Source organism: Phenylobacterium sp. Root700, assembly GCF_001429025.1.
Lineage (GTDB): Bacteria > Pseudomonadota > Alphaproteobacteria > Caulobacterales > Caulobacteraceae > Phenylobacterium.
This window is the reverse complement of record NZ_LMHT01000031.1, coordinates 83,315-105,151: the sequence shown is the minus strand read 5'-3', so window position 1 is coordinate 105,151 and position 21,837 is coordinate 83,315. Positions and strand designations below refer to the sequence as shown.

General features: G+C 69.6%; 20 protein-coding genes and 1 tRNA gene. 8 read left to right on the top strand and 13 right to left on the bottom strand.

Features of this window, described 5'->3' with window-relative positions; genetic code table 11:
• Positions 1–80: 80 nt before the first annotated feature.
• The 5 genes from ASE02_RS16150 to acs all read right to left on the bottom strand — a co-directional run bounded on the left by ASE02_RS16150 (position 81) and on the right by acs (position 7,820).
• Positions 81–2,891, bottom strand: coding sequence for a pitrilysin family protein (locus tag ASE02_RS16150; protein WP_056735650.1), 2,811 nt, complete (start codon positions 2,889–2,891; stop codon positions 81–83).
• A 222-nt stretch (positions 2,892–3,113) separates the two neighbouring features.
• On the bottom strand, positions 3,114–4,097 hold the full coding sequence (locus tag ASE02_RS16145; protein WP_056735563.1) for an NADP-dependent oxidoreductase: 984 nt from the start codon (positions 4,095–4,097) through the stop codon (positions 3,114–3,116).
• A 112-nt stretch (positions 4,098–4,209) separates the two neighbouring features.
• On the bottom strand, positions 4,210–5,193 hold the full coding sequence (locus ASE02_RS16140; RefSeq protein ID WP_056735562.1) for a small ribosomal subunit Rsm22 family protein: 984 nt from the start codon (positions 5,191–5,193) through the stop codon (positions 4,210–4,212).
• Positions 5,194–5,344: 151 nt separating this feature from the next.
• Positions 5,345–5,893, bottom strand: a complete 549-nt coding sequence (locus tag ASE02_RS16135; RefSeq protein WP_162257189.1) for an SRPBCC family protein — start codon at positions 5,891–5,893, stop codon at positions 5,345–5,347.
• Positions 5,894–5,936: 43 nt separating this feature from the next.
• Complete coding sequence (gene acs, locus ASE02_RS16130; RefSeq protein ID WP_369818580.1) at positions 5,937–7,820, bottom strand: acetate--CoA ligase; 1,884 nt, start codon at positions 7,818–7,820, stop codon at positions 5,937–5,939.
• Between the two features lie 221 nt (positions 7,821–8,041).
• Here acs and ASE02_RS16125 point away from each other — a divergent pair, with 221 nt between their 5' ends.
• Positions 8,042–9,619 (top strand): M28 family metallopeptidase, encoded by a 1,578-nt coding sequence (locus ASE02_RS16125; protein WP_056735559.1) that lies wholly within the window; start codon positions 8,042–8,044, stop codon positions 9,617–9,619.
• 69 nt (positions 9,620–9,688) lie between these two features.
• Here the strand turns inward: ASE02_RS16125 and ASE02_RS16120 are convergent, their stop codons facing one another.
• On the bottom strand, positions 9,689–10,324 hold the full coding sequence (locus ASE02_RS16120; RefSeq protein ID WP_056735558.1) for a peroxiredoxin: 636 nt from the start codon (positions 10,322–10,324) through the stop codon (positions 9,689–9,691).
• Positions 10,325–10,415: 91 nt separating this feature from the next.
• Between ASE02_RS16120 and ASE02_RS16115 the strand changes: the two genes are divergently transcribed.
• Entirely contained in the window at positions 10,416–11,171 is a 756-nt protein-coding gene (locus ASE02_RS16115; RefSeq protein WP_056735557.1) for a creatininase family protein, read from the top strand.
• Between the two features lie 101 nt (positions 11,172–11,272).
• Here ASE02_RS16115 and ASE02_RS16110 read toward each other — a convergent pair whose 3' ends face one another.
• From ASE02_RS16110 to tsaD, 5 genes are all read right to left on the bottom strand, one after another.
• A complete protein-coding gene (locus ASE02_RS16110; RefSeq protein WP_056735556.1) occupies positions 11,273–11,989 on the bottom strand; it encodes a class I SAM-dependent methyltransferase in 717 nt (238 codons plus the stop codon).
• Between the two features lie 66 nt (positions 11,990–12,055).
• Complete coding sequence (locus tag ASE02_RS16105) at positions 12,056–12,424, bottom strand: Rieske 2Fe-2S domain-containing protein (protein WP_056735555.1); 369 nt, start codon at positions 12,422–12,424, stop codon at positions 12,056–12,058.
• Positions 12,421–12,708: a YciI family protein gene (locus ASE02_RS16100; RefSeq protein WP_056735554.1), complete on the bottom strand. Its 288-nt coding sequence runs from the start codon at positions 12,706–12,708 to the stop codon at positions 12,421–12,423. Before ASE02_RS16100 ends, ASE02_RS16105 begins: the two co-directional genes overlap by 4 nt.
• Positions 12,709–12,721: 13 nt before the next feature.
• On the bottom strand, positions 12,722–13,711 hold the full coding sequence (locus ASE02_RS16095; RefSeq protein ID WP_056735553.1) for an NAD(P)H-dependent glycerol-3-phosphate dehydrogenase: 990 nt from the start codon (positions 13,709–13,711) through the stop codon (positions 12,722–12,724).
• Positions 13,708–14,799: a tRNA (adenosine(37)-N6)-threonylcarbamoyltransferase complex transferase subunit TsaD gene (gene tsaD, locus ASE02_RS16090; protein ID WP_235536721.1), complete on the bottom strand. Its 1,092-nt coding sequence runs from the start codon at positions 14,797–14,799 to the stop codon at positions 13,708–13,710. The genes ASE02_RS16095 and tsaD overlap by 4 nt, the downstream gene beginning before the upstream one ends.
• Before the next feature lie 81 nt (positions 14,800–14,880).
• Between tsaD and hemC the strand changes: the two genes are divergently transcribed.
• The 5 genes from hemC (at position 14,881) to ASE02_RS16065 (ending at position 19,124) form a co-directional block, all read left to right on the top strand.
• Positions 14,881–15,849, top strand: coding sequence for a hydroxymethylbilane synthase (gene hemC / locus ASE02_RS16085; RefSeq protein ID WP_056735552.1), 969 nt, complete (start codon positions 14,881–14,883; stop codon positions 15,847–15,849).
• A gap of 71 nt (positions 15,850–15,920) precedes the next feature.
• Entirely contained in the window at positions 15,921–16,622 is a 702-nt protein-coding gene (locus tag ASE02_RS16080) for a uroporphyrinogen-III synthase (RefSeq protein WP_056735648.1), read from the top strand.
• A gap of 3 nt (positions 16,623–16,625) precedes the next feature.
• Positions 16,626–17,483, top strand: coding sequence for a COG4223 family protein (locus ASE02_RS16075; protein ID WP_082602148.1), 858 nt, complete (start codon positions 16,626–16,628; stop codon positions 17,481–17,483).
• Positions 17,480–19,006 (top strand): heme biosynthesis HemY N-terminal domain-containing protein, encoded by a 1,527-nt coding sequence (locus ASE02_RS16070; RefSeq protein WP_056735551.1) that lies wholly within the window; start codon positions 17,480–17,482, stop codon positions 19,004–19,006. Before ASE02_RS16075 ends, ASE02_RS16070 begins: the two co-directional genes overlap by 4 nt.
• A 42-nt stretch (positions 19,007–19,048) precedes the next feature.
• A tRNA-Thr gene (locus tag ASE02_RS16065) sits at positions 19,049–19,124 on the top strand.
• 148 nt (positions 19,125–19,272) lie between these two features.
• Here ASE02_RS16065 and ASE02_RS16060 read toward each other — a convergent pair.
• Positions 19,273–20,178, bottom strand: coding sequence for an EpsD family peptidyl-prolyl cis-trans isomerase (locus ASE02_RS16060; protein WP_056735550.1), 906 nt, complete (start codon positions 20,176–20,178; stop codon positions 19,273–19,275).
• Between the two features lie 295 nt (positions 20,179–20,473).
• Between ASE02_RS16060 and ASE02_RS16055 the strand changes: the two genes are divergently transcribed.
• Positions 20,474–20,770, top strand: coding sequence for a hypothetical protein (locus ASE02_RS16055; RefSeq protein WP_056735549.1), 297 nt, complete (start codon positions 20,474–20,476; stop codon positions 20,768–20,770).
• Positions 20,771–20,774: 4 nt separating this feature from the next.
• On the opposite strand, the gene ASE02_RS16050 is transcribed toward ASE02_RS16055, so the two are convergent.
• Positions 20,775–21,542: a Sir2 family NAD-dependent protein deacetylase gene (locus ASE02_RS16050; protein ID WP_056735647.1), complete on the bottom strand. Its 768-nt coding sequence runs from the start codon at positions 21,540–21,542 to the stop codon at positions 20,775–20,777.
• Positions 21,543–21,837 lie beyond the last annotated feature (295 nt).

Below are 21,837 nucleotides of genomic sequence, written 5' to 3'. Positions count from 1 at the left end.
CTTTGACTCCAACGGCCGCTGGCCCCCTCCGTCACGCCTCGCTTCGCTCAGCGCGCCACCTCCCCCAGCGGGGGAGGATCTTACTTCCCGGTCTTCTTCAAGCTCACGGCGTCCAGATCCAGCTCGGCGGCCGGCACGACCTCTAGGTCCGGCCGGCGCGACTTCAGCTCGGCCTCGAACGCCTTGGCGTCGCCGGCGACGATCACGCTGACGGCGGCCGGGTCGAGGTTCTTCTTCGCGAAGTCCTGGACTTGGCTCGCGCTCACCGCCTCGACCTTGCCGGTATAGGCGCCGACCTCGGTCAGCGGCAGGTCGTAGAGGGCGAGGTTACCGAGGATGCTGGCCAGGCCGTCGGTGGTGGCCAGTTCACGGCCGAAGCCGCCGATCAGCACCGACTTGCGGGCCTTCAGCTCCTCGGCGCCGGCCGGGGTTTGGACCAGCCGCGTCAGCTCGGCGACGATCAGGTCCAGCACCTGGGGCGCGGACTCGTTCTTGGTCTGAGCCGAGGCGCGGAACAGGCCGGTGGTGCGCATCGCCGAGAGCCGCGAATTGGCGCCGTAGGAGAGGCCGCGCTTGATGCGGATCTCCTGGTTCAGGCGGGCCGAATAGCCGCCGCCCAGCACCGAGTTGGTGACGATGCCGGGATAGTAGGCGGGATCGCCGCGCGAGATCGCCGCCTTGGCGACCGTGACCGCGGCCTGGCCGGTGCCCGGCAGGTCGATGACCACGGCGCGCGGCTTGGCGCTCGGCTTCACCGCGACACGGACCGGCGCCGGACCGGCCGGAGCCTTCCAGTCGCCGAACGCCTTTTCCGCCAGGGCGAAGCCGTGCTCGGGTGTGATGTCGCCGGTCAGCACCAGGATGGCGTTGTCTGGCCGGAAATAGGCCGTGTGCAGTTTGGCGAGGTCGCCGGTGGTGATCTTGGGCAGCGAGGCCGGGGTGCCGGTCGCCACGTGGCCGAACGGGGTGCCGGAGAAGATCACCGGCGCGGCCGCGAAGCCCGCGAGTTGGCCCGGCGACTGGTAGGCGACCGACAGGCCGTCGAGGGTCTGGCTGCGCTGGCGGTCCAACTCCTCCTGGGCGAAGGCCGGGTTGCGGGCGACATCGGCCATGATGGCCATGGCCGCGGGCAGTTTCTCGGGCATGACGTTCAAGCCGACCGCCGAGGATTCCTGGCCGCCGCCCGAGGACAGGATCGCGCCGAGCGCTTCGGACTCGCTGGCGATCTGCTGGGCGCTGCGGGTCTTGGTGCCCTCGGTCAGCATGCCGGCGGTCATGCCCATGGCGCCGGCCAGGCCTTGCGGATCGGCGCCGGCGCCGGTGCGCAGGGTAAGTTCGGCGCTGACCAGCGGCAGGTCCGACGACTTGGCGACGATGACCTTCAGGCCGTTGGCCAGGGTCTTCTCGGCGGGCTTGGGCAGGACGGGGATGACCGGTTCGCCCACCGGCGGCGGGGCGGCGCGTTGGCCTTCCGGGGCCAGGGTGACGACCGGGCCGACATACTTGGTCGAGGCCACGACCGGCGGCTTCGGCGCCCCGTCGACCTCGCCCTTCGGCCGGGCGGTTTCGGGCTGATAGAGGATGGTCATGCGGCCGTTGTCGGTCAGGTACTTCTGCGCCACCCGCTGGACGTCGGCGGCGGTGACGGCCTGCAATTCCGCGAGTTCGCGATTGGCCAGCGAGGCGTCGCCCGCGGTCCGCAGCGCGTAGCCGAGGGCGAAGGCGCGGCCGTCGATGGTCTCGCGCTCGCGCAGCTTGCCGGCGATCAGTTCGTTCTTGGCCTCCGACAGCTCGTCGGCGGTGGGCGCGGTCTCGCGCATCGCCTTCACCTGGGCCAGCAGGGCCTGCTCGCCGTCGGCCACGGTCTTGCCGCTGGCCAGGATGGCGCCGATCATCACCATGCCCGGCTGCTGGGGCAGGGAGGCGTCGGAATAGACCTCGGTCGCGACCTGCTGCTCGTAGACCAGGCTGTTGTAGAGCCGCGAGGACTTGCCGCTGGAGAGGACGGCGTCGAGCACGGTCAGGGCCGGGGCGTCGGCGCTGGCGGCGTCCGGCGCGTGCCAGGTCATCAGCACCGCGGGCAGCGGCACATTGGGGCCATAGCCTTTGAAGACGCCGGGCTGGGTGCGTGGCGGCTCGAGGGCGGTGACCTGCTTCATCGGCTCGGCCGGGCGCTTGATGCCGGCGAAGTAGGTGTCGACCCAGGCGTCGAACTGCCTTTCGTCGAAGTTGCCGACCACGATCAGGGCGGCGTTGTCGGGCCGGTAATAGGCGGCGTGAAAGGCGCGCACGTCGTCGATGGTGGCGGCGTCCAGCTCCTCGATCGAACCGATGCCGGGGCGCTTGTAAGGGTGGGTCGTGTAGCTGGCCTGCGGCACATAGAGATAGAACAGTCGCCCATAGGGCTGGGACAGCACCGACTGGCGCAGCTCCTCCTTCACGACGTCGCGCTCGGATTTGAACACCGCCTCGTCGACGACCAGCGAGCCGAGGCGCTGGCTCTCGACCCACAGCAGCCGCTGCAGGTGATTGGCCGGAACCACCTCGTAGTAGTTGGTGAAGTCGTCGTAGGTGGAGGCGTTGTTGATGCCGCCGACGTCCTCGGTCATGCGGTCGATGGTCTCCGACGGCATGTCGCGGGTGGCCTTGAACATCATGTGTTCGAAGAGGTGCGCGAAGCCCGAGCGGCCGACCGGGTCGTCCTTCGATCCCACCCCGTACCAGACCTGCACCGTCACGTTCGGCGTCGTGCGGTCGACCGAGGAATAGACCTTCAGCCCATTGGCGAGGGTGCGTTCCTTGTAGGCGATGGGCGGAACCGTGTCGGCGGCGAACGCCGGCAGCCCCAGGCTGAAGGTGACGAGGAGGGCCGCGGCGGCGTGACGGAGCATGAAGGCTTCCTGATTGGCGAGCGCCGACCCTAGCACTCGCCCCCGTCGAGGGAAGCTTACGGGATTGTCATGTGGGCCTGCCTGGATGCTCCCCGCTGGGGAAGCTGTCAGCCGCATGGCTGACCGAGGGGGACTTTGACTCTTTGAGAGAGGTCCCCCTCCGTCTCGGCGCGTTGCGCCGATCCACCTCCCCCGGGCGGGGGAGGATCTAGGAGCGGTCTTCTAGGCCGCCAGCTTGACCAGCATCTTGCCGGAGTTCTTGCCCTCGAGCAGGCCGATGAGCGCGGTCGGCGCATTGGCGATGCCGTCGAGGATGGTCTCCTGATACTTGACCTTTCCGTCCTTCAGCCAGCCGGCCATGTCGCGCTGGAAGTCGGCGTAGAGGTGCATGAAGTCGGTGCCGACGAAGCCGCGAAGCATCACCCGCGCATAGATGATGTTCGACAGGTTCGAGACGCTGGAGTGGCCCGAATTGTAGCCGGAGATGAAGCCGCAGACCGGGATGCGGCCCAGCGTGTTGATCCGGCGCAGGGCGGCCTCGAGGTGATCGCCGCCGACATTGTCGAAATAGACGTCGATGCCCTTGGGGGTGGCGTCTTCCAGCGCCTTGCGGATCGGGGTTTCCTTGTAGTTGATCACCGCGTCCAGCCCGACCTCGTCCTTCAGCCAGGCGGCCTTGTCGGCCGCGCCGGTCGAGCCGACCACGTAGCAGTTCTTGATCTTGGCGATCTGGGCGGCGACCGAGCCCACGGCGCCGGCGGCGGTGGAGACGAACACCTGCTCGCCCTCCTTCAGCTGGCCGATGTGCAGCAGGCCGCCATAGGCGGTGAAGCCGGTCATGCCGAGCGCGTGCATGTGGGTGGTGAGCGACAGGTCCGGGTCGGCCTTCAGCTTGGTCAGGCCCTTGCCGTCCGAGGTGAAGAATTCGCGGAAGCCCAGCCGACTCGACACCAGGTCGCCGACCGCGAAGTCCGGGTTCTTGGACTGCACGACGCGGCCCAGCGCGCCGCCCATCATGGCGACGTTCAGGTCCTGGCCGGCGGTCAGGCGCGGACGCATGGCGGGATCGACCGACATGTAGAGGTTCTCGACCAGCACTTGGCCGTCGGCGGCGTCGGGAACGTTCGTCTCCACGAGGGCGAACTGGTCCTGGGTCGGCATGCCGTCCGGACGGGCGACGAGATGGATTTCACGGCTCTTGGGCATATGGCTTCCCTATGTTTCTGAAATCGCGCGGCCCTGAATACGGGTGGGCCAGGATGTCAGTTGTCGCCTGGGAAACCGGGTTCGGCCAGTAAATTTAAACGGCCGTTCGAATTTAGTCGGGCGGCAGGGCGTCGCCCCAGTCGAGGCGGCGCGCGACCGCGTAGGCCCCCTTGTCGCGGCGCGGAACGAAGCCGACTTCGGCCCGGCCATCCAGCGTGCAGAGTTTCAGGTCGATGCCCGGCTTGGCCGTGTGCGGCGGGGCCAGCACGCGTGGGGTTGGGGCCAGCGCCTGGACGCTGGGGCGGGCGGCGACGAGGTAGCTGAACTTCTCGTCCTCGAACGGAACCTCGGCCCCCTTGGCCAGGCGGTGGTCGCGGGACCGCGCCAGCCGCTGGCTGAAATGGCACCAGTCGGGGGCGACCAGCGGGCAGGCCTGGCTGTGCGGGCAGGGGGCGAGGATGGCGCCTCCCGCCGCGATCAGGGTTTCACGCGCCGCCAGGATGCGGGCGTAGCCGGCCGGGGTGCCGGGCTCGACAATGACCAGCAGGCCCTCGGTCGAGGTCCACAGCGCGCTCACCGTGGCGGCCTGCTTGGCCGGGGCGATCTCGGCCAGGGCGTAGCTGGCGACCACCAGGTCGGCCTTGGGCCAGTCGGCCGGCGCGGTCAGGTCGCCCTTGCGGCGCTCAGCCTCGGCCAGCGGCGCCGGCCCCTCGGCGGCGAGGCTCGCGGCCATGTCGAGAAAGGCGCGGTTGGAGTCGAGCAGGCAGGCGGTGCGAATGGCCGGCCACATCTCCAGCGCCGCCCAGCCGGCCCCGCCGGGGCCGGCGCCGGCGTCCAGCAGACTGGCGGGTTCGAAGCCTGGCGCGCGCTCGGCGGCTTCGGCGAAGGCCCGCGCGCAGGCGGCGTAGGTGGCCGGCAGCCGGGTCAGGACATAGGCGGTGGCGTCGGCCTCCGAGCCCACCACCCCGGCCGAGGTTCCGCCGGCCCGATAGCGCGCCGAGATCGCCGAGGCGCGCTGGGCCATGTCGCGGCGCGACACCCCCTGCATCAGGCGGTCGGCGGCGAGGCGAAGCGGGGCGGGCAGGTCAGGCGACATGGGGGAGGCTTAGACGTCTCCCCGCCTTTCGTCATCCTCCGGGCTCGCGAAGCGAGATCCGGGGGACCCATAGGGCCCATCAAATTCTGCAACTCAGCTTGGGTCCCCGGATCGTCTTTCAGACGACCGGAGGATGACGAGCTTTTGTGACTCACCGCCGGGCCGTCGCCTCGCGTCGCAAGGCGGCCAGGGCCTCGGGGACGTCGTGGCGCAGGATCATCCGGGCGATCGGGGCGGGCACGGCGAAGGGCGCCGAGGCGCGGCTTTCGTAGAGGACCCGCGTGCGCACGCCGCCGTCGAGCGGGATCAGCCGCCACTGGCCTTCGAGCACCTTCACCTGGCCGCCGGTCCGGTGGAAGGCGATGGCGTAGGGCGGGGCGTAGTCGGAGCGGAACACGCTGCGGATCGAGGGCAGCGGTCCGGCGCGGCTAATATGTTCGCGCACGTCCCAGCGTCCCTGCGGGTCGCGCTCCAGGATGCGGCAGCTCTTCAAGCGCGCCGCCATGCGCGGGGCGAGGTCGCAATCGACCAGCACCTTCCAGACCTCCTGCGGCGTGGCGTCGATCTCGACCGAGCCGCGGATCTGGCCCGAGGCCCCGCCCGGATCGGGCGTGACCTCCACGTGAACGCCGCCGTCCTGGGCGAACGCCGCCGAGGCGAGCGCCAGCACCAGGACCGCAGATAGGAGCCTCGCCCGCATCGAAAGCCTCATGGCGGAGCTTGCCCCGCCGAAGGCTAACGCATCAGGCGGCGTGGCGGTTCTTCACCAGGTCGTCGACCACCGAGGGGTCGGCCAGCGTCGAGGTGTCGCCGAGGTTGGAGAGGTCGTTCTCGGCGATCTTGCGCAGGATGCGGCGCATGATCTTGCCCGAGCGGGTCTTGGGCAGGCCCGGCGCGAACTGGATCACGTCCGGGGCCGCGAACGGCCCGATCTCGCGGCGGACCCAGCCCTTCAGCTCGGCCATCAGGATGTCGGTCGGCGTCACGTCGGCCTTCAGGGTCACGAAGCAATAGACGCCCTGGCCCTTGATATCGTGCGGGAAGCCGACGACGGCGGCCTCGGCGACGTTCTCGTTGCCGACCAGTGCGCTCTCGATCTCGGCGGTGCCCAGGCGGTGGCCCGAGACGTTGATCACGTCGTCGACCCGGCCGGTGATCCAGTAGTAGCCGTCCTCGTCGCGGCGGCAGCCGTCGCCGGTGAAGTACTTGCCGGCATAGGTCGAGAAGTAGGTGTCGAAGAAGCGCTGATGGTCGCCATAGACGGTGCGCATCTGGCCGGGCCACGAGTCGGTGATGCAGAGATTGCCCGAGCTGGCGCCGCTGAGCACGCCGCCTTCGGCGTCGACCAGCTGGAACTTCACGCCGGGCAGCGGCTTGGCGCAGGAGCCGGGCTTGGCGGCGTGGGCGCCGGGCAGCGGGCTGGCCAGGCAGGCGCCGGTCTCGGTCTGCCAATAGGTGTCGACGATCGGGCAGCGGCCCTCGCCGACCACGCGGTGATACCAGAGCCAGGCTTCCGGATTGATCGGCTCGCCGACCGTGCCGAGCAGCCGCAGCGAGGTGCGATCGGTGCGGGTCACCGGCTCGTCGCCGTCGCGCATCAGGGCGCGGATGGCGGTGGGGGCGGTGTAGAAGATCTCGACCTTGTGCTTGTCGATCACCTCCCAGAAGCGCGAGTTGGTCGGATAGTTGGGCACGCCCTCGAACATCACGGTCGTCGCCGCATTGGCCAGCGGGCCGTAGACCACGTAGCTGTGGCCGGTGACCCAGCCGACATCGGCCGTGCACCAGAAGACCTCGCCGGGGCGATAGTCGAACACCAGCTCGTGGGTATGGGCCGTCCAGGCGAGGTAGCCGCCGGTGGTGTGCAGCACGCCCTTGGGTTTGCCGGTCGAGCCCGAGGTGTAGAGGATGAACAGCGGATCCTCGGCGTTCATCGGCTCGGGATCGCAGGTGTCGCCGACATCCTTTTTCAGGTCGCCGAAGAAGGCGTCGCGGCCCTCCGTCATCGGCACGTCGGCGCGGGTGCGGCGGACCACGATCACGTCGGTCACGCCCGGGCAGCTGGCCAGGGCTTCATCGACATTGCGCTTCAGCGGCACGACCTTGCCGCCCCGCAGGCCTTCGTCGGCGGTGATGACGATCTTGGAGTCGCAGTCCTGGATGCGGCCGGCGATCGAGTCGGGCGAGAAGCCGCCGAAGATCACCGAGTGGACCGCGCCGATCCGGGCGCAGGCCAGCATGGCGATCGCCGCCTGCGGGATCATCGGCATGTAGATGGTGACCCGGTCGCCCTTCTGGACGCCCTTGGCCTTGAGGATGTTGGCCATGCGGCAGACTTCCGCATGCAGCTCGCGGTAGCTGACCTTGGTCCACTCCGCGTCGTCGCCTTCCCAGATGATGGCGGTCTGGTCGCCGCGGGTGGCCAGGTGGCGGTCCAGGCAGTTGACCGAGACGTTCAGGACGCCGTCGGCGAACCAACGGATGCGGAAGTCCTCGCGGTTGAACGAGACGTCCTTGACCACGCTGAAGGGGGTGATCCAGTCCAGGCGGCCAGCGACCTTGGTCCAGTAGGCGTCGGGGTTGGTCTCGACCTCTGCGACGGCCGCCTCATAGCCCGCGGCGTCCATATGCGCGCGCTCCGCCCAGGATTTCGGAACCGGAAAGACTTCGCCGTCGCTCACGCTGCGCACTCCCATTTCTGACTTTCGGGGAGTTATGCGGGTTGAGGCGGTCGGCGCAACCGTCGAGCGGCGCGAACTTGCGTTTCGCCTGGCTGTGTCGCCCGCGCGCCTTGTCGCGCCGGCTGGATCAGGGAAGTGTGGCCGCTTGGCTGTTGGAGACCCGCCGCATGCGTCCCGTCGTTGTTCTCGCGCTGATCGCCCTGTCCACCTCGCCGGCCCTGGCGGCCGATGCGGACGGCGCCAAGTGGTGGTCGCATGTCGAGACCCTGGCCGGACCGCAGTTCGAGGGCCGGCTGACCGGCAGTCCCGGCTACGACCGCGCCGCGGCCTATGCGGCTGATCGCTTCAAGGCCTATGGCCTGCAACCGGCCGGGACCGACGGTTACCTCCAACCGATGAAGTTCACCGTCCAGCGGGTCCTGGCCGACCGGTCCAGCGCCGCCCTGGTGGTGGACGGCCAGGCCCAGCCGCTGCGGGTCGGCCCCGACATACTGCTCGGTTCGCGCCTGCCCCAGCCCAAGACCATCGAGGCGTCGCTGGTCTTCATCGGCTACGGCCTGCACCTGCCGGAGGCCGGCTATGACGACTTCGCCGGCCAGGACCTGAAGGGCAAGATCGCCGTCTATGTGAACGGCGGCCCGGCCGAGATCTCGGCGGCGCTGAAGTCCCACTCACGCGGGTCGGAGACTTGGCGCGCGGCCCAGGCGGCCGGCGCCGTCGGCCTGATCGCCCTGCCGACCCCGAAGTCGATGGAGGTGCCGTGGGCGCGGCAGATCGCCAATTCCGGCCAGCCCGGCATGTATCCCGCCGACAGCGCCCTGCGCGACGTGGCCGAGGACAAGTTCTCCGGAACCTTCAATCCGGCCGAGGCGGAGAAACTGTTCGCCCGCTCGGGCCACAGCTTCGCCGAGGTGCTGGCCCTGGCCGACGCCTCCAAGCCGATCGCCGGCTTCGACCTGAAGATCGGCTTCAAGGCGCAGGTCGCGGCCGAGTTCAGCCAGGTGGCGTCGGCCAATGTGGTGGCGAAGCTGCCGGGCGGCGATCCGAAACTGAAGAGCGAGCACGTCGTGGTGTCGGCGCACCTCGACCATCTGGGCCTGAACACCGCTGGCCAGGGCGCGCCCTACTACGCCGGGGCGATGGACAACGCCTCGGGCGTCGCCTCGGTGCTGGAGATCGCCCGGACGCTCAGCCAGGCCAAGGTCAAGCCGAAGCGCTCGATCCTGTTCGTGCTGGTGACCGGCGAGGAAAAGGGCCTGCTGGGCTCGAAATATTTCGCCGAGCGACCCAGCGTGCCGGCTAGCTCCGTCGTCGCCGACCTGAACATGGACATGGCCTTGCCGCTGTGGCCGCTGAAGTCGGTGATCATCCTGGGCGTCGACGAGAGCACCCTGGGCGACGCCGCGCGCGCCGCCGCCCAGGCCCAGGGGCTGGAGGTGGTCGCCGACCCTTATCCGGACCGCAACTCGTTCATCCGCTCGGACCAGTACAGCTTCATCCGCGCCGGGGTCCCGGCCCTGGCCTTCAAGTTCGGTTTTAAGCCGGGCAGCCCGGAGGCGCAGATCGAGAAGACCTGGCGCGCCGAGCGCTATCACGGCCTGGCCGACGACCTGACCCAGCCTGTCGAGCGCGCCGACGCGGTGAAGTTCAACGCGTTTATGGCCGGGGTGGCGGTGCAGGCGGCGAACGCCCCGCAGCGTCCGGCCTGGAAGGACGGCAGCTTCTTCAAGCGCTTCGCGAACTAGGGAGCGCCAGCCGGCAGATGCTCCCCCGTTCTTTCCTCCCCCATCAAGATGGGGGAGGAAAGGGAGAGGCTAGAGCCCCGGCTGCTTCACCACGCGCAGATAGGGCTTCTGTTCGTCCCAACCGCCGGGGAACAGCGCCTTGGCCGCCTCGTTGGTCACGGACGGCACGATGATCACGTCCCCGCCCTGCTTCCAGTTGGCCGGCGTCGCGACCTTGTGGTTGTCGGTAAGCTGCAGCGAGTCGATCACCCGCAGCAGCTCGTCGAAATTGCGCCCGGTGGCGGCCGGATAGGTGAGGGTCAGCCGCACCTTCTTGGCCGGATCGATCACGAAGACCGAGCGGACGGTCATGGTGTCGGAGGCGTTCGGGTGGATCATGCCGTAGAGATCGGCGACCTTGCGGTCATGATCGGCGATCAGGGGGAAGTTCAGCTTCGCGCCCTGGGTTTCCTCGATGTCCTTGGCCCAGCCGGCATGGCTGTCGGCGGGGTCGACCGACAGGCCGATCACCCTGACGCCGCGCTTTTCGAATTCGGGCTTCAGCTTGGCGACCACGCCCAGCTCGGTGGTGCAGACCGGGGTGTAGTCCTTGGGGTGGGAGAACAGCACGACCCAGTCGTCGCCGGCCCACTGGTGGAAGGAAATCGGACCTTCGGTGGAGTCCTGGGTGAAATCGGGGGCGAGATCGTTCAACTGCAGCGCCATGTCGAGGCCTCCTTTGCGCGGTTGGGTTATCGGCCGAGGCTGAAGGTAGTATGCCGGGGTTCGAACGCACTCCGCCGGATTAGGAAATCAGATGCTGCTCCACCTCTCGACCTGGCAAGAAGTCGAAGCCTATCTTGAACGTTCCAAGACCGTGGTTGTGCCGATCGGGTCGAACGAGCAGCACGGCCCGACCGGCCTGCTGGGCACCGACTGGCTCTGCCCCGAGATCATCGCCAACGAGGCGCAGAAGTCTTCCGACCTGCTGATCGCGCCGACCTTCAATATCGGCATGGCCCAGCATCACCTGGGTTTCCCCGGCACCATCTCGCTGCGGCCCTCGACCTTCATCGCCGCGATCGGCGACTGGTGCCGGTCGCTGGCCGGGCACGGGTTCGAGAAGATCTATTTCCTGAACGGCCACGGCGGCAACGTCGCCACCATCGAGGCGGCGTTCTCCGAACTCTACGCCGAGGCCAGCTTCGGCAAGGTCGAGCGCGGCTTCGCCTGCAAGCTGAAGAACTGGTGGGAGCTGCGCGGCGTCAATGCGCTCGCCCATCGCCAATTCCCGGTCGGCCACGGCAGCCACGCCACGCCCTCTGAGATCGCGGTGACCCAGTGGGCCTACCCGGACGCGATCAAGACCGCCGACTACGCGCCGCAGATCGCCCCCACCGGCCCGATCCGCGAGGCGCTCGACTTCCGCGCCCGCTATCCCGACGGCCGCATGGGCTCTGACCCCGGCCTGGCGACGCCGGAAAAGGGCGGCGAGCTGGTGGCGCTGGCCGCCGAGGGCCTGATCGCCGACGTGGCGGACTTTTCGGCCGAGGTGTTCCCCGCGCGCGCCTAGATGCNGGGGGGGGGGGACTTTGATTTCTGCGGCGGAGCCCCCTCCGTCGCGCTTCGCGCGCCACCTCCCCCGGCGGGGGAGGATCTGGACGGTGATGTTTCCTAGCGCGGTATGTCGCGGATCTTGGTCAGGGCGACCTGGCGGTAGACGGCGGTGATGTCGAAGTACTGGCGGAAGACGGCGTGGAAATGATCCACCGCCTGCTTCACGCCGGGGCCGCCGATCTCGCTCTCGTGGTGCCAGTAGTCGTCCAGCACCATCATGCCGCCGACGTTCAGCAGCGCCGCGCAATAGGCCAGGTCGACCCCGACCGCCCAGGCGGTGTGCGAGCCGTCGATATAGATCAGGTCGTAGGTCTCGCCGGTCTCCAGCATCTTGGGCAGTTCGTAGGTGGAGAACGCCTTGCGGGTGGTGAGATTGTCGAAGTTCAGCTTGGCGACGTTGCGCTGGAAGCGGGGCTCGACGGCCAGATATTTCTCTTCGGGGTTCAGGTTCTCGTCGAACCAGGGGTCGATGACGGTGACGTCCAGGCGGGCCGGCAGCAGCCAGTCCAGGAAGGCCAGGTTCTTGCCTTCATAGGCGCCGATCTCGAGATAGCGGATCTGGCCCCGGTCCTTGGCGAACTCGCGCAGCAGCGGCGCCACGAAGCGGAAATTGTTGTCGGCCCAGGCCTCGGTGAACTCAAAACCCATGGCGTCGCAGTGCTGACTGAAGGCGGCGGCGGACTCTTCGTCGCGCGGCGAGGCCAGCATGGTCTTGGCGAATTGCGGCGCGAACCGTCCATTGAAGGTCGCGATCGCGCGAAGGGCGTCAGCCACGGGATTCTCCTCAAGCTCTTCCCGAAACCTAGGCCGGAAGGCGTTAAAGAACCGTCGTTCTCCCGCCTAGGTCGTAACCACTTGGCCGTCCACGACCGCGACCGGCCACTGGGTCAGACGCTCATCGGCGCAGGGGCCGGCGATGCAGACCCCGTCCAGCGGGCGGAACAGGGCCGCGTGGCCGCCGCAGAGGATCAGGTCGCCCTCGCGGGTCAGATAGCGGTCGTCCCAGGCGGCCAGCGGCCAGCCGGCGTGCGGGCAGGAGTCCACGTAACCGCGGATCTCCGCCCCGACGCGGACCACGAAGCCCGCGAACATCTTGCTGTCCTGGCGGAAGCGGAAGCCCTTCGAACCCGGGTCGGCCAGGTCGGCGAGCGCGCAGAGCGCGACGCCGGCCGGGGGCCTGGCGGGGTTGTCAGAGCCGTCCCGCGTCAACCCAACGTTCCGATCGAGGCGCGGAAGCCGGTGATCTCCACGGTCTGGAACAGGCCGGCCTGGGCGTAGGGGTCGTTGGCCGCGAAGGCCTCGGCCGCCGCGCGGCTTTCCAGCTCCACGAACAGGATCGAGCCGACGGGCGCGTCGTCGACGCCAAGCATCGGGCCGGCCAGGCGCAGCTCGTCCTTGAAGCCGCCCAGATAGGCCAGGTGGGCTTCGCGGGTGGCGACGCGGACGTCCAGCGAGTTGGGCTTGTCGACGCAGTGGAAAGCGAACAGGGGCAAGGCGTGGGTCCTCTTAGCGTTCGGTTCTGATGGGGCGGGACAGCAGGCCGGCGATGGCCTCGTCCACCTGAGCCTCGCCCGCCAGGATGGCGGCGACGGCTTCGCAGATCGGAGCCTCGACACCTAATTTCTTGGCGAGCGCCAGGACGGCCGGGGCGCTGGCGACGCCCTCGGCCACCGAGACCTTGCCGGCCAAGGCCTGTTCCAGGGTCTGGCCGCCGCCCAGCGCCAGGCCGACGCTCATATTGCGCGATTGCGGGCTGGAGCAGGTGAGCACCAGGTCGCCCAGGCCGCAGAGGCCGGCGACGGTCTCGGCCTCCCCGCCCAGGGCCACGGCCATCCGGGTCATCTCGGCGAAGCCGCGGGTGATCAGCGCCGCGTGGGCGCTGCGCCCCAGGCCGCGGCCCTCGACGACGCCGCAGGCGATGGCCAGCACGTTCTTCACCGAGCCGCCGATCTCGGCGCCGATCATGTCGGTGGCCATGTAGGGGCGGAAGGTCGGCAGGCTGAGCGCCGCGGCGAGCTGGAAGCCCAGCTCCTCGTCCGGGCAGGCCAGGGTGACGGCGGTCGGCAGGCCCCTGGCCACGTCGATGGCGAAGCTCGGTCCCGACAGCACGGCGGGGCTGGCCTGGGGCAGGCCTTCGTTCAGCACCTCGGTCATCAGCTTCAGGGAGCCCTGCTCGACGCCCTTGGAGCAGAGCACCATCGGCACCCCCGCGCGGGCGTAGGGGCGGAAGGCGTCGAGGCTCGAGCGCAGGTGTTGAGCGGGGCTGACGTTCAGGACCAGGTCGGCCCCGGCGAGGTCGGCGAGGTCGCCGCTCGCCCTGACCGGGGCGTCGAACACCACGCCGGGCAGGAAGGTCTTGTTCTCGCGGGTTTCGTTGATGGCGCTGACCACCTCGGGCTCGCGCGCCCAGAGCGTGGTGGTCAGGCCCGCTCGGGCGCAGACCAGGGCCAGGGCGGTGCCCCAGGCGCCGCCGCCGATAACGCCAGCCGTCTTCATGCCTTGGCTCCTTTGCGGCCGGGGACGTGGGTCGGATTGGCCAGGGCGGCGGCCTCGTCCAGCGGCCAGCGCGGCCGGGCCGGGGCGTCCAACCGGTCGGAGATGCCCAGCGCCAGTCGTTCGGCCCCGGCCAGGGCGATCATCGCGGCGTTGTCGGTGCAATAGGCCAGCGGCGGGGCGTCGAATGAGAACCCCCGCGCGGTGGCGGTGTCTTGCAGCTTGGCGCGCACCGCCCCGTTGGCCGCGACCCCGCCGGCGACCACGAAACGCAAGGGCGCGCCCTGATGCTCAAGGGCGTAGGCGGCCATCGCCTTGTCGGTGCGGTCGGACAGTTGGCGGGCGATGGCGACTTGGACGGCGGCGGCCAGGTTTTTGCGTTCGGCGTCGGTGTTGACGGTGGCGGCCATCCGGGCGGCGGCGGTCTTCAGGCCCGAGAACGAGAAGTCGAAGCCGTCGCGGCCCAGCAGGGCGCGAGGCAGGACATAGCCGCTGGGGTCGCCCCCCTGCGCCAGCTTTTCCAGGGCCGGACCGCCGGGATAGGGCAGGCCCATGCTCTTTGCGATCTTGTCGAAGGCCTCGCCGGCGGCGTCGTCGATGGTCGAGCCGAGCCGCCGGCAGGCCCCGACGCCCTCGACAGCCAGGATCTGGCAATGGCCGCCGGACACCAGCAGCAGCAGGAACGGATAGGGGATGTCGGCGGCGAGCCGCGCGGAGACCGCATGGCCCTCCAGATGGTTCACCGCCACCAGCGGCAGGCCGCGCGCCAGGGCGACCGCCTTGCCGAACGACAGTCCCACCATCACCCCGCCGACCAGGCCAGGACCGGCCGTGGCCGCCACGCCGGTCAGGTCGCCATAGCCGACGCCGGCGCTGCTCAGCGCCTCGGCGACAATGGCGTCGATGGTCTCGACATGGGCGCGGGCGGCGATCTCGGGCACGACGCCGCCATAGGGCGCGTGGGCCGCGATCTGGGTGCCGACGATGGAGGACAGCACCTCGACCTTGCCGGACGCATCCAGGCGCACGACCGCCGCGGCGGTCTCGTCGCAGCTGGTTTCCAGGCCCAGAACGGTCAGCGGCTCAGTCACTCGGTCTCCCAGTGGTTGCGACTTGCGGTCCCGTCCTATAGGCCGGGACCTCCTTTGAAACGCCGAGGTAGACCGCGCGTCGTGCCCACGCAACCGCCCGTCCGGATCGGAGCCCGCGGCTCCAAGCTTTCGCTGGCTCAGGCCGGCATCATGCAACGCCGTATCGCAGCGGCGCTCGGAGCTGATCCGAGCGACCCTGCGCAGGTGGAGGCGGTCGCGCCTCTGATCGTCATCACCACCAGCGGCGACCGCATTCAGGACCGCCGCCTGATGGAGATCGGCGGCAAGGGCCTGTTCACCAAGGAGATTGAGGAGGCGCTGCTGAGCGGCTCCATCGACTGCGCGGTGCACTCGATGAAGGACATGCCGGCCCTGCTGCCCGACGGGCTCTGCATCGCCGCCATCCCCGAGCGCGAAGATCCGCGCGACGCCTTCCTCAGCCACAAGGTCGAGCGCCTGGAGGATTTGCCGCAGGGCGCGATCCTGGGCACCGCCTCGCTGCGCCGCCAGGCCCAAGCGCTGCATCGCCGCCCCGACCTCGACGTCCGCATGCTGCGCGGCAATGTCGACACCCGGCTCGCCAAGCTGGCGGCCGGCGACGCCGACGCCATCCTGCTGGCGATGTCGGGGCTTAACCGCCTCGGTCTTGGCCATCTGGTCCAGAGCGTGATCGACCCGGTGGAATGCCCGCCGGCTCCTGGCCAGGGCGCCCTGGCCATCGAGACTCGCATTTCCGACATCGGCGCGCCGTGGCTGGAGGCTATCCGTCACGCCCCGACCGCCGTGGCCGTCGCCGCCGAGCGCGGCGCCCTGACGGCGCTGGAAGGCTCCTGCAAGACCGCGGTCGGCGCCCATGCGCGGCTGGCTGATGGCGGACTGCACCTGATCGTCGAGGCCCTGTCCTCCGACGGCGTCCACCGCTTCCGTCACGAGGGTTCGGCCGAGCTCGGCGCGTCGCGCGATCCGCTGGAGGCGGCCCGGGCGCTGGGCCTTTCCCTGGGCGCGGCGGTCAAGGAAGAGGGCGGCGACCTGATCCTGTTGCCCGAATGACCGTCGGCGGCGGATTGATTCCGCCGCCGTCCACCTCCAGGGTTGTGGGCCGCGTAGGTTCCCCGCCTGTCATGAACGTCACCCGCCCGTTGAAAATCTGGATCACCCGAGCCCAGCCGGGCGCGGACGCCACCGCGGCGCGGGTCCGTGCGCTCGGTCACGACGTCATGGTGGCGCCGCTGCTGGCGGTGCGGATGCTGGAGGACGTGCAGGTCGACCTCGCCGGTGTCGGCGCCCTGGCCTTCACCAGCGCCAACGGCCTGCGAGCTTTCACCGAGGTCTGTCCTGATCGCGCCTTGAGGGTGTTCGCGGTCGGCGCCGCCACCGCGCAGGCCGCGCGCCAGGCGGGCTTCAAGCGCGTGCTCTCGGCCGACGGCGACGTCGCCGCCCTGGCCGAAGGGATCGCGGCGCGGCGCAGCGAGATCGGCGGGGTGGTCCTGCATCCTGGCGCCGCCGAGTTGGCGGGCGACCTGGCCGGCGCCTTGGCGCGGGCCCGAGTCGAGGTGCGACCGCTGACCCTCTACGACACCTTGCCGGTCCGGCTCGAGGCCCACGAAATCGCCCAGCTTCCGCAGGTGGATGTGGCGTTGGTCTATTCGGCCAAGGCGGCGAGCGCCCTGGCCCAGGTGCTGAGAGGCCACCCCCAACCGCAGCTGCGCGTTCTCGGCCTTTCCAAGGCGGTGATGAAGCCGCTCGCCCGCGCCCAGGTTTCGGGCAAGATCTTCGCGCCCTTTCCACTCGAAGCGGCGCTGCTGAATCTGATAGACCGTTAGGCCATGAGCGATCCCGACGAGCTTTCCGCCCCCCGCGATCCCGGCTCCTACGGCCGCCCCCGCTCCATGGGCTGGGGCGTCTGGGCGCTGATCGTGTTCGGCTTGGCCTGCGTCGCCGGCGGCTATCTGGCGGCGCGGTTTGGGCCGGAACTCTATCCTGACAAGCCGCGTCCCGGCGCCGTGGAGGCGCCCGCGCCCGCCGTCGCGCCCTTGGTCGGCGCCGTCCAGGCGCCGCCGCCGGTCGCGGGCAGCTTCGCCGCGCCAGCCGCCGAACCGGCGACGGGCGAGATTTCCCGTCGGCTGGATACGCTGGAGGCCGACCGGTCCCGCGTCGCCGCCGCCGCCGCGTCGGCGCTCGCCGCCGCCGCCCTGGTCGAGGCCTCGCAGACCTCGCGGCCGTTCGGCGAGGAGCTGAAGGCCCTGGCGGCCAGCGCGCCGTCGCTGGACCTGCGCTCGCTCAGCGCCGACGCCGAGCGCGGCGCCCCCAGCCGCGCGGCCCTGGCGGCCAGCTTCCCTGACTACGCCGCCCGCGCCGCGTCGGCCGCCCGCGCGCCGGGCGACGACGCCGGCGTGCTGGCTCGGATCGGCTATGCGCTGTCGCGGGTCGTCACCCTGCGGCGGGTCGGCGACGTGCCGGGCAAGAGCCTCGACGCCGTGCTGGCCCGGGCCGAACGTCAGGTGGAGGACGGCGACCTGACCTCGGCGCTGGCCACCCTCGACACCCTGCCGGCGGCCGGCAAGGACGCCCTAGGCCCCTGGCGCGACCGCGCCGAACGCCGGGCCAAGATCGACCGCAACATCGCCGAGGTCCGCGCCCAGGCGCTCAAGGACCTGGCCGGCCTGGCACGGAGCGGCGAATGATCCGCGCCGCGATCATCGTCTTCCTGGTGGCGGCGCTGGCGACCGCCATCCTGGCCATCACCGGAGAGCCAGGCCACGCCAGCGTGATCTGGCTGGGCTGGCGCGCCGACATGACCGCCGCGGCCTTCGTGCTGATCACCCTGTTCGTGGCGCTCTGCGCCATGATGGCCTGGCGACTGCTGCTCTGGGCCGCCGAGGCGCCGCGCCGCGCGGCCCGCGCCCGCGCCGACACCCGGCGCCGGCAGGCCAACGACGTCCTGACCCGCGGCTTCGTGGCCGCGGCGGCGGGCGACGGCTCCGAAGCTCGCCGCCTGGCCCTGAAAGCCGCCGACCTCGCCGACGAGGCGCCGGGCCTAGTCCGGGTGCTGGCCGCCCAGGCGGCCGAGGCCGCTGGCGACGCGGTCGCCGCCCAGGCCGCCTACACCGCCATGCTGGGCCTGCCGGACATGCGTCTGGCCGGGCACAAGGGCTTGATGCAGCTGGCGCTCAACCAGGGCGACCGCGCCGGGGCGATCGGTCACGCCGAGCAAGCCTATGGGCTGACGCCGACCGGCCGCTGGGCTTGGCGCGCGCTGCTGGAAGCTAGGCTCGAGGCCGGCGACTGGACGGGCGCGCGGGACCTGGCCAAGGGCGCCCTGGACCGCAAGATCGTCTCGCCCATCGTCGCCGAGCGCGCGCGTGCGGCGTTGCTGGCCGCCTCGGCCGCCCAGCTCGAAGCCGCCGCCGATCCCAAGAGCCAGGCCCAGGCCCTGGATTTCGCGGTCGAGGCCGCCAAGCTGCAGCCGGGCTTCGCGCCCGGCGTGGTCATGGCCGCCCGGCTGCTGGGCGCCGGCGGCAAGGCCGCGCGCGCCGCCCAGGTCCTGGAAGGCGCCTGGAAGGCCTCGCCGCACCCGGCCCTGTGGCTGGCCTATCGCGATCTGCGGACCAACGAGACCCCGCGCCAGCGGGCCGATCGTCTGCGCCAGTTGGCCGAGCTGAACCCGGCCGCGCGCGAGAGCCGCATCCTGTTGGTCGAGCAGGCGCTGATCGGCGGCGACACGGCGCGCGCGCAGGACGCGGCGCGGGCGCTGGAGGGCGAACCGGTCACCGCCCGCATCGCCGGGCTGATGGCCCGCGTCGCCTTCGCGGCCGGCCAGCCGGACGAGGCGCGGGTCTGGATGGCGCGCGGCGTCAGCGCCGAACAGGAGGCCGACTGGTCAGATCTAGACCCGGAAGGCCGCGCCTTCGCCTATGAAGCCGCCGATTGGGGGCGTCTGGTGGTGAGTTTCGCCGAGACCGGCGAGCTTATTCACCCACGTCACGAACGCCGCGAGCCGGCCATGGGCGAGTTGCCGCTGCAGCCTATTTCCTATGTGGATTCAGCAGCTTTCCTGGCGGCGCACGAGTCCGCGCCGGCGCCCTATCCGATCGACGAGGGGGTCTATGAAGACGACGAACCCCCGGTTCCGCCCGCCCCGCAGGCCGGTCAACGACGGCCGCAAGCAAGGCGGCGCTTGGCGAGCGCCCCGAGAGTCGCTAAGTAGGCGCTCCTTCGCGGGGCAAATCGCTTCACGAACACATACCAGGCCGCTTTAGCTCAGCTGGTAGAGCACCTCATTCGTAATGAGGGGGTCACAGGTTCGAGTCCTGTAAGCGGCACCATTTTCCCACATGTGGATCGGCGGCGCGGCGATTAAGCCGCTCCGGTCGCGTGGGCGTCATCTGAAACTGGAAGCGCGGGCGCCGAGCCGGCTGACGGCTCTCGGCGCGAGGAATAGGCGCGGCGGGTGCCCGCCGCGCCTGATCGTTCCTAGGTCGGCGAGGCGCCGGCCGGGGCCGCGGCCGGAGCCGCCGGCTTGGCGGCCGGTTTGGCCGCGGGCTTCGCGGGCTTGTAGTTGTCGTTGTAGGTGATCTTCTCTTCCGCGCCCTTGCGGATGGTCTCGACCTGCTTGACCACGGCTTCCTGGGTCCGGAGGGACTTCAGGCCGGCGATGGCGTAGTTGACGGCGCGATCGCCGGTGAACGGCATCACGCGGCTGTCGCGGATCTGGTTCACGAACACCGCATTGCCGCGCGGGAAGATGAAGACTTCGCCCGGCGGCAGCTTGGCCAGGGTCTTGGTCAGGTCTTCAGGCGCGTTGAGCGTGTCGAGGACCGTCGTCGTACGTTGATAGTCGAGACTTTCGCGGGCCAGGACCGCCTCGATCTGCTCGAGGGTGGTCATCGGCTCGAACTCTTTCATCAGCTCGGGCTTGAACTTGCCGACCACGATCTGGTCGACGACCATGACCTTGCGCTGGGCGAACATGTCCGGGTGGTCGGCGACGAACTTCTCGGCTTCGGCGCGGGTGGGCGCCACCACGGTGGAGGCGATCTTCCGCTGCATGGCGCCGACCAGCATGGCTTCCTTCGCCTGCAGTTCCTGCTGAGCGAAGATCGGCGTCTTGTCGAGCTTCTGTTCCTTGGCGGTCTGGGCCACCAGCTTGCGCGTGATGATCGACTGCAGGGCGGCCTGTTCGATAGCCTTGCGCTCTTGCGGGTTGGCCGGCGCAGCGCCGCCAAGCTCGCGGTTAAGCTCGGTGATGGTGATTTCCTCGCCGTTCACCGTGGCGACCACCTGCCCCTTGGGGGCCTTGCCGCCGCCGCCGATCATGCCGCAGCCGCTCATCGCGACGCAGGCCAGAAGAGCAGCGCCGTGAGTCCATTTCAGTTTCATCGGATTCTCCCCCGAATGTCCTTACGACGGACGCCTTCCAGGCCGGTTGCCCCACCAACTATGGCGAGCACGTCAGCAACCCGGACGAGCCGTTAGTTCCTTTAACCTCAAAACTTCTTAAGCTGTCACGAACATCGATCCGCGACGAGGCGCCTCTTTGGCGTGATCAAGTCGATAAATGCCGCATGATTTCGTTTCCCTTTGGTGTTGCAAGTCAATCCCGGACAAGGGAGAACCCGTTTCGCCCCGGCCGCGCCGTGACGAGCCCACCTGTCGGAGTCACAAGTCCTAGATCATGAGCGACGAACCTAAGCGACGCCCTATCCTGTCGCTGAAGAACCCCCCGAAGGTCGTTCTGCCGGAAGGCCCGAAGAAAAGGCCCGCGCGCGCGCCTGCGCCTGTCGCGCCGCCGCCGGTCCAACATGACTGGAAGTGCAAGCCCTGCGGAGCCGGCTTCAATGTCGACGCCGGCTTGGCCGAGGATGTCGTGATCCGCTGCCCGTCCTGCAACGCCAAGCTGGGCCTGGTCGGCGATTTCCGCGCCGATCCGCCGCCGGCCAAGCTGCGGGCCCGCCCGACCAAGCGCGCCTAGGTCCTTAAGACCCCACCGCCTCGCGCATCACCGATCCGATCTCGTCATGCAGGACGAGATCGGCGTAGCCGTCCTGATCGGTAGGCTCGCGGTTGACGATAGCCAGCATGGCGCCGCCCCGCTTGGCCATGATCGGAAAGCCCGCCGCCGGATAGACCACCAGGGACGAGCCCAGCACCAGGAACAGGTCGCAGTCGAAGGTCGCCGCCTGGGCCTTCTCCATCGGCTCCTCCGGCATCGCCTGGCCAAAGGAGATGGTCGCTGACTTCACCAGGCCGCCACACGCCCGGCAGGTCGGGATCTCGCCCCGCTCCAGGAAGCTCTCGCGGAAGTCGCTGAACTCGTGACGCAGGCCGCAGGCCAGGCAGCGTGCGTAATGGGCGTTGCCGTGCAGCTCGATGATCTTGTCGTCGGGGACGCCGGACTCCTGATGCAGGTTGTCCACGTTCTGGGTGATCACGGCGCTGGCCCTACCCTCGGTGATCAGTCGCGCCACGGCGGTATGACCATCGTTGGGCCGGGCGCCCGTCCAGCCGGCGGCTCCAGAATAGACCCGGTTCCAGGCTTCGCGGCGGCGGGCCTCGTCGCCCACGAATTCCTGGAAGTAGATCGGCTTCATCCGGCTCCAGACGCCGCCGGGGCTGCGGAAGTCGGGGACGCCGGACTCCGTGGAAATCCCGGCGCCAGTGAAGATCACGATCCTGCGCGCCCCGGCGATCATCTGGGCGAGCTGCCGGCGGCCAGGTGCGGCCTGGAACAGGGTTTCGCTCATGGCCGTCTCCATCGCATCGCCGTTTCCCATGGGTAGCGCCTGCAGGTCGCCGCCGCCAGCCGCCGGTCTTTGGCGGCGCCCGGCCGTTCGCTCCGAGGCTCGCCGCGCCGGCCGGTATGGCCGGCCGCCTCAAGAAATCCGATGGAGTAGTCCTGGGGTATACCAGTAGTGAATCGTCACGATTTCGCCGGATGCTTGTCCGTGCGGCGTCCTGCGACAATTTGCCGGGATACGATTAAAGGCAATTAACGATCCGGAAGACGTTGGCGGCGGATCAAGTTCTCAGTTTACTTGG

Excerpts from the sequence above, each read along its gene's own strand:
- ASE02_RS16150 (WP_056735650.1), bottom strand. The coding sequence starts at position 2,891 with ATGCTCCGTCACGCCGCCGCGGCCCTCCTCGTCACCTTCAGCCTGGGG.
- ASE02_RS16145 (WP_056735563.1), bottom strand. The coding sequence starts at position 4,097 with ATGCCCAAGAGCCGTGAAATCCATCTCGTCGCCCGTCCGGACGGCATG.
- ASE02_RS16140 (WP_056735562.1), bottom strand. The coding sequence starts at position 5,193 with ATGTCGCCTGACCTGCCCGCCCCGCTTCGCCTCGCCGCCGACCGCCTG.
- ASE02_RS16135 (WP_162257189.1), bottom strand. The coding sequence starts at position 5,893 with ATGCGGGCGAGGCTCCTATCTGCGGTCCTGGTGCTGGCGCTCGCCTCG.
- acs (WP_369818580.1), bottom strand. The coding sequence starts at position 7,820 with ATGGACGCCGCGGGCTATGAGGCGGCCGTCGCAGAGGTCGAGACCAAC.
- ASE02_RS16125 (WP_056735559.1), top strand. The coding sequence starts at position 8,042 with ATGCGTCCCGTCGTTGTTCTCGCGCTGATCGCCCTGTCCACCTCGCCG.
- ASE02_RS16120 (WP_056735558.1), bottom strand. The coding sequence starts at position 10,324 with ATGGCGCTGCAGTTGAACGATCTCGCCCCCGATTTCACCCAGGACTCC.
- ASE02_RS16115 (WP_056735557.1), top strand. The coding sequence starts at position 10,416 with ATGCTGCTCCACCTCTCGACCTGGCAAGAAGTCGAAGCCTATCTTGAA.
- ASE02_RS16095 (WP_056735553.1), bottom strand. The coding sequence starts at position 13,711 with ATGAAGACGGCTGGCGTTATCGGCGGCGGCGCCTGGGGCACCGCCCTG.
- ASE02_RS16080 (WP_056735648.1), top strand. The coding sequence starts at position 15,921 with ATGAACGTCACCCGCCCGTTGAAAATCTGGATCACCCGAGCCCAGCCG.
- ASE02_RS16075 (WP_082602148.1), top strand. The coding sequence starts at position 16,626 with ATGAGCGATCCCGACGAGCTTTCCGCCCCCCGCGATCCCGGCTCCTAC.
- ASE02_RS16070 (WP_056735551.1), top strand. The coding sequence starts at position 17,480 with ATGATCCGCGCCGCGATCATCGTCTTCCTGGTGGCGGCGCTGGCGACC.
- ASE02_RS16060 (WP_056735550.1), bottom strand. The coding sequence starts at position 20,178 with ATGAAACTGAAATGGACTCACGGCGCTGCTCTTCTGGCCTGCGTCGCG.
- ASE02_RS16055 (WP_056735549.1), top strand. The coding sequence starts at position 20,474 with ATGAGCGACGAACCTAAGCGACGCCCTATCCTGTCGCTGAAGAACCCC.
- ASE02_RS16050 (WP_056735647.1), bottom strand. The coding sequence starts at position 21,542 with ATGAGCGAAACCCTGTTCCAGGCCGCACCTGGCCGCCGGCAGCTCGCC.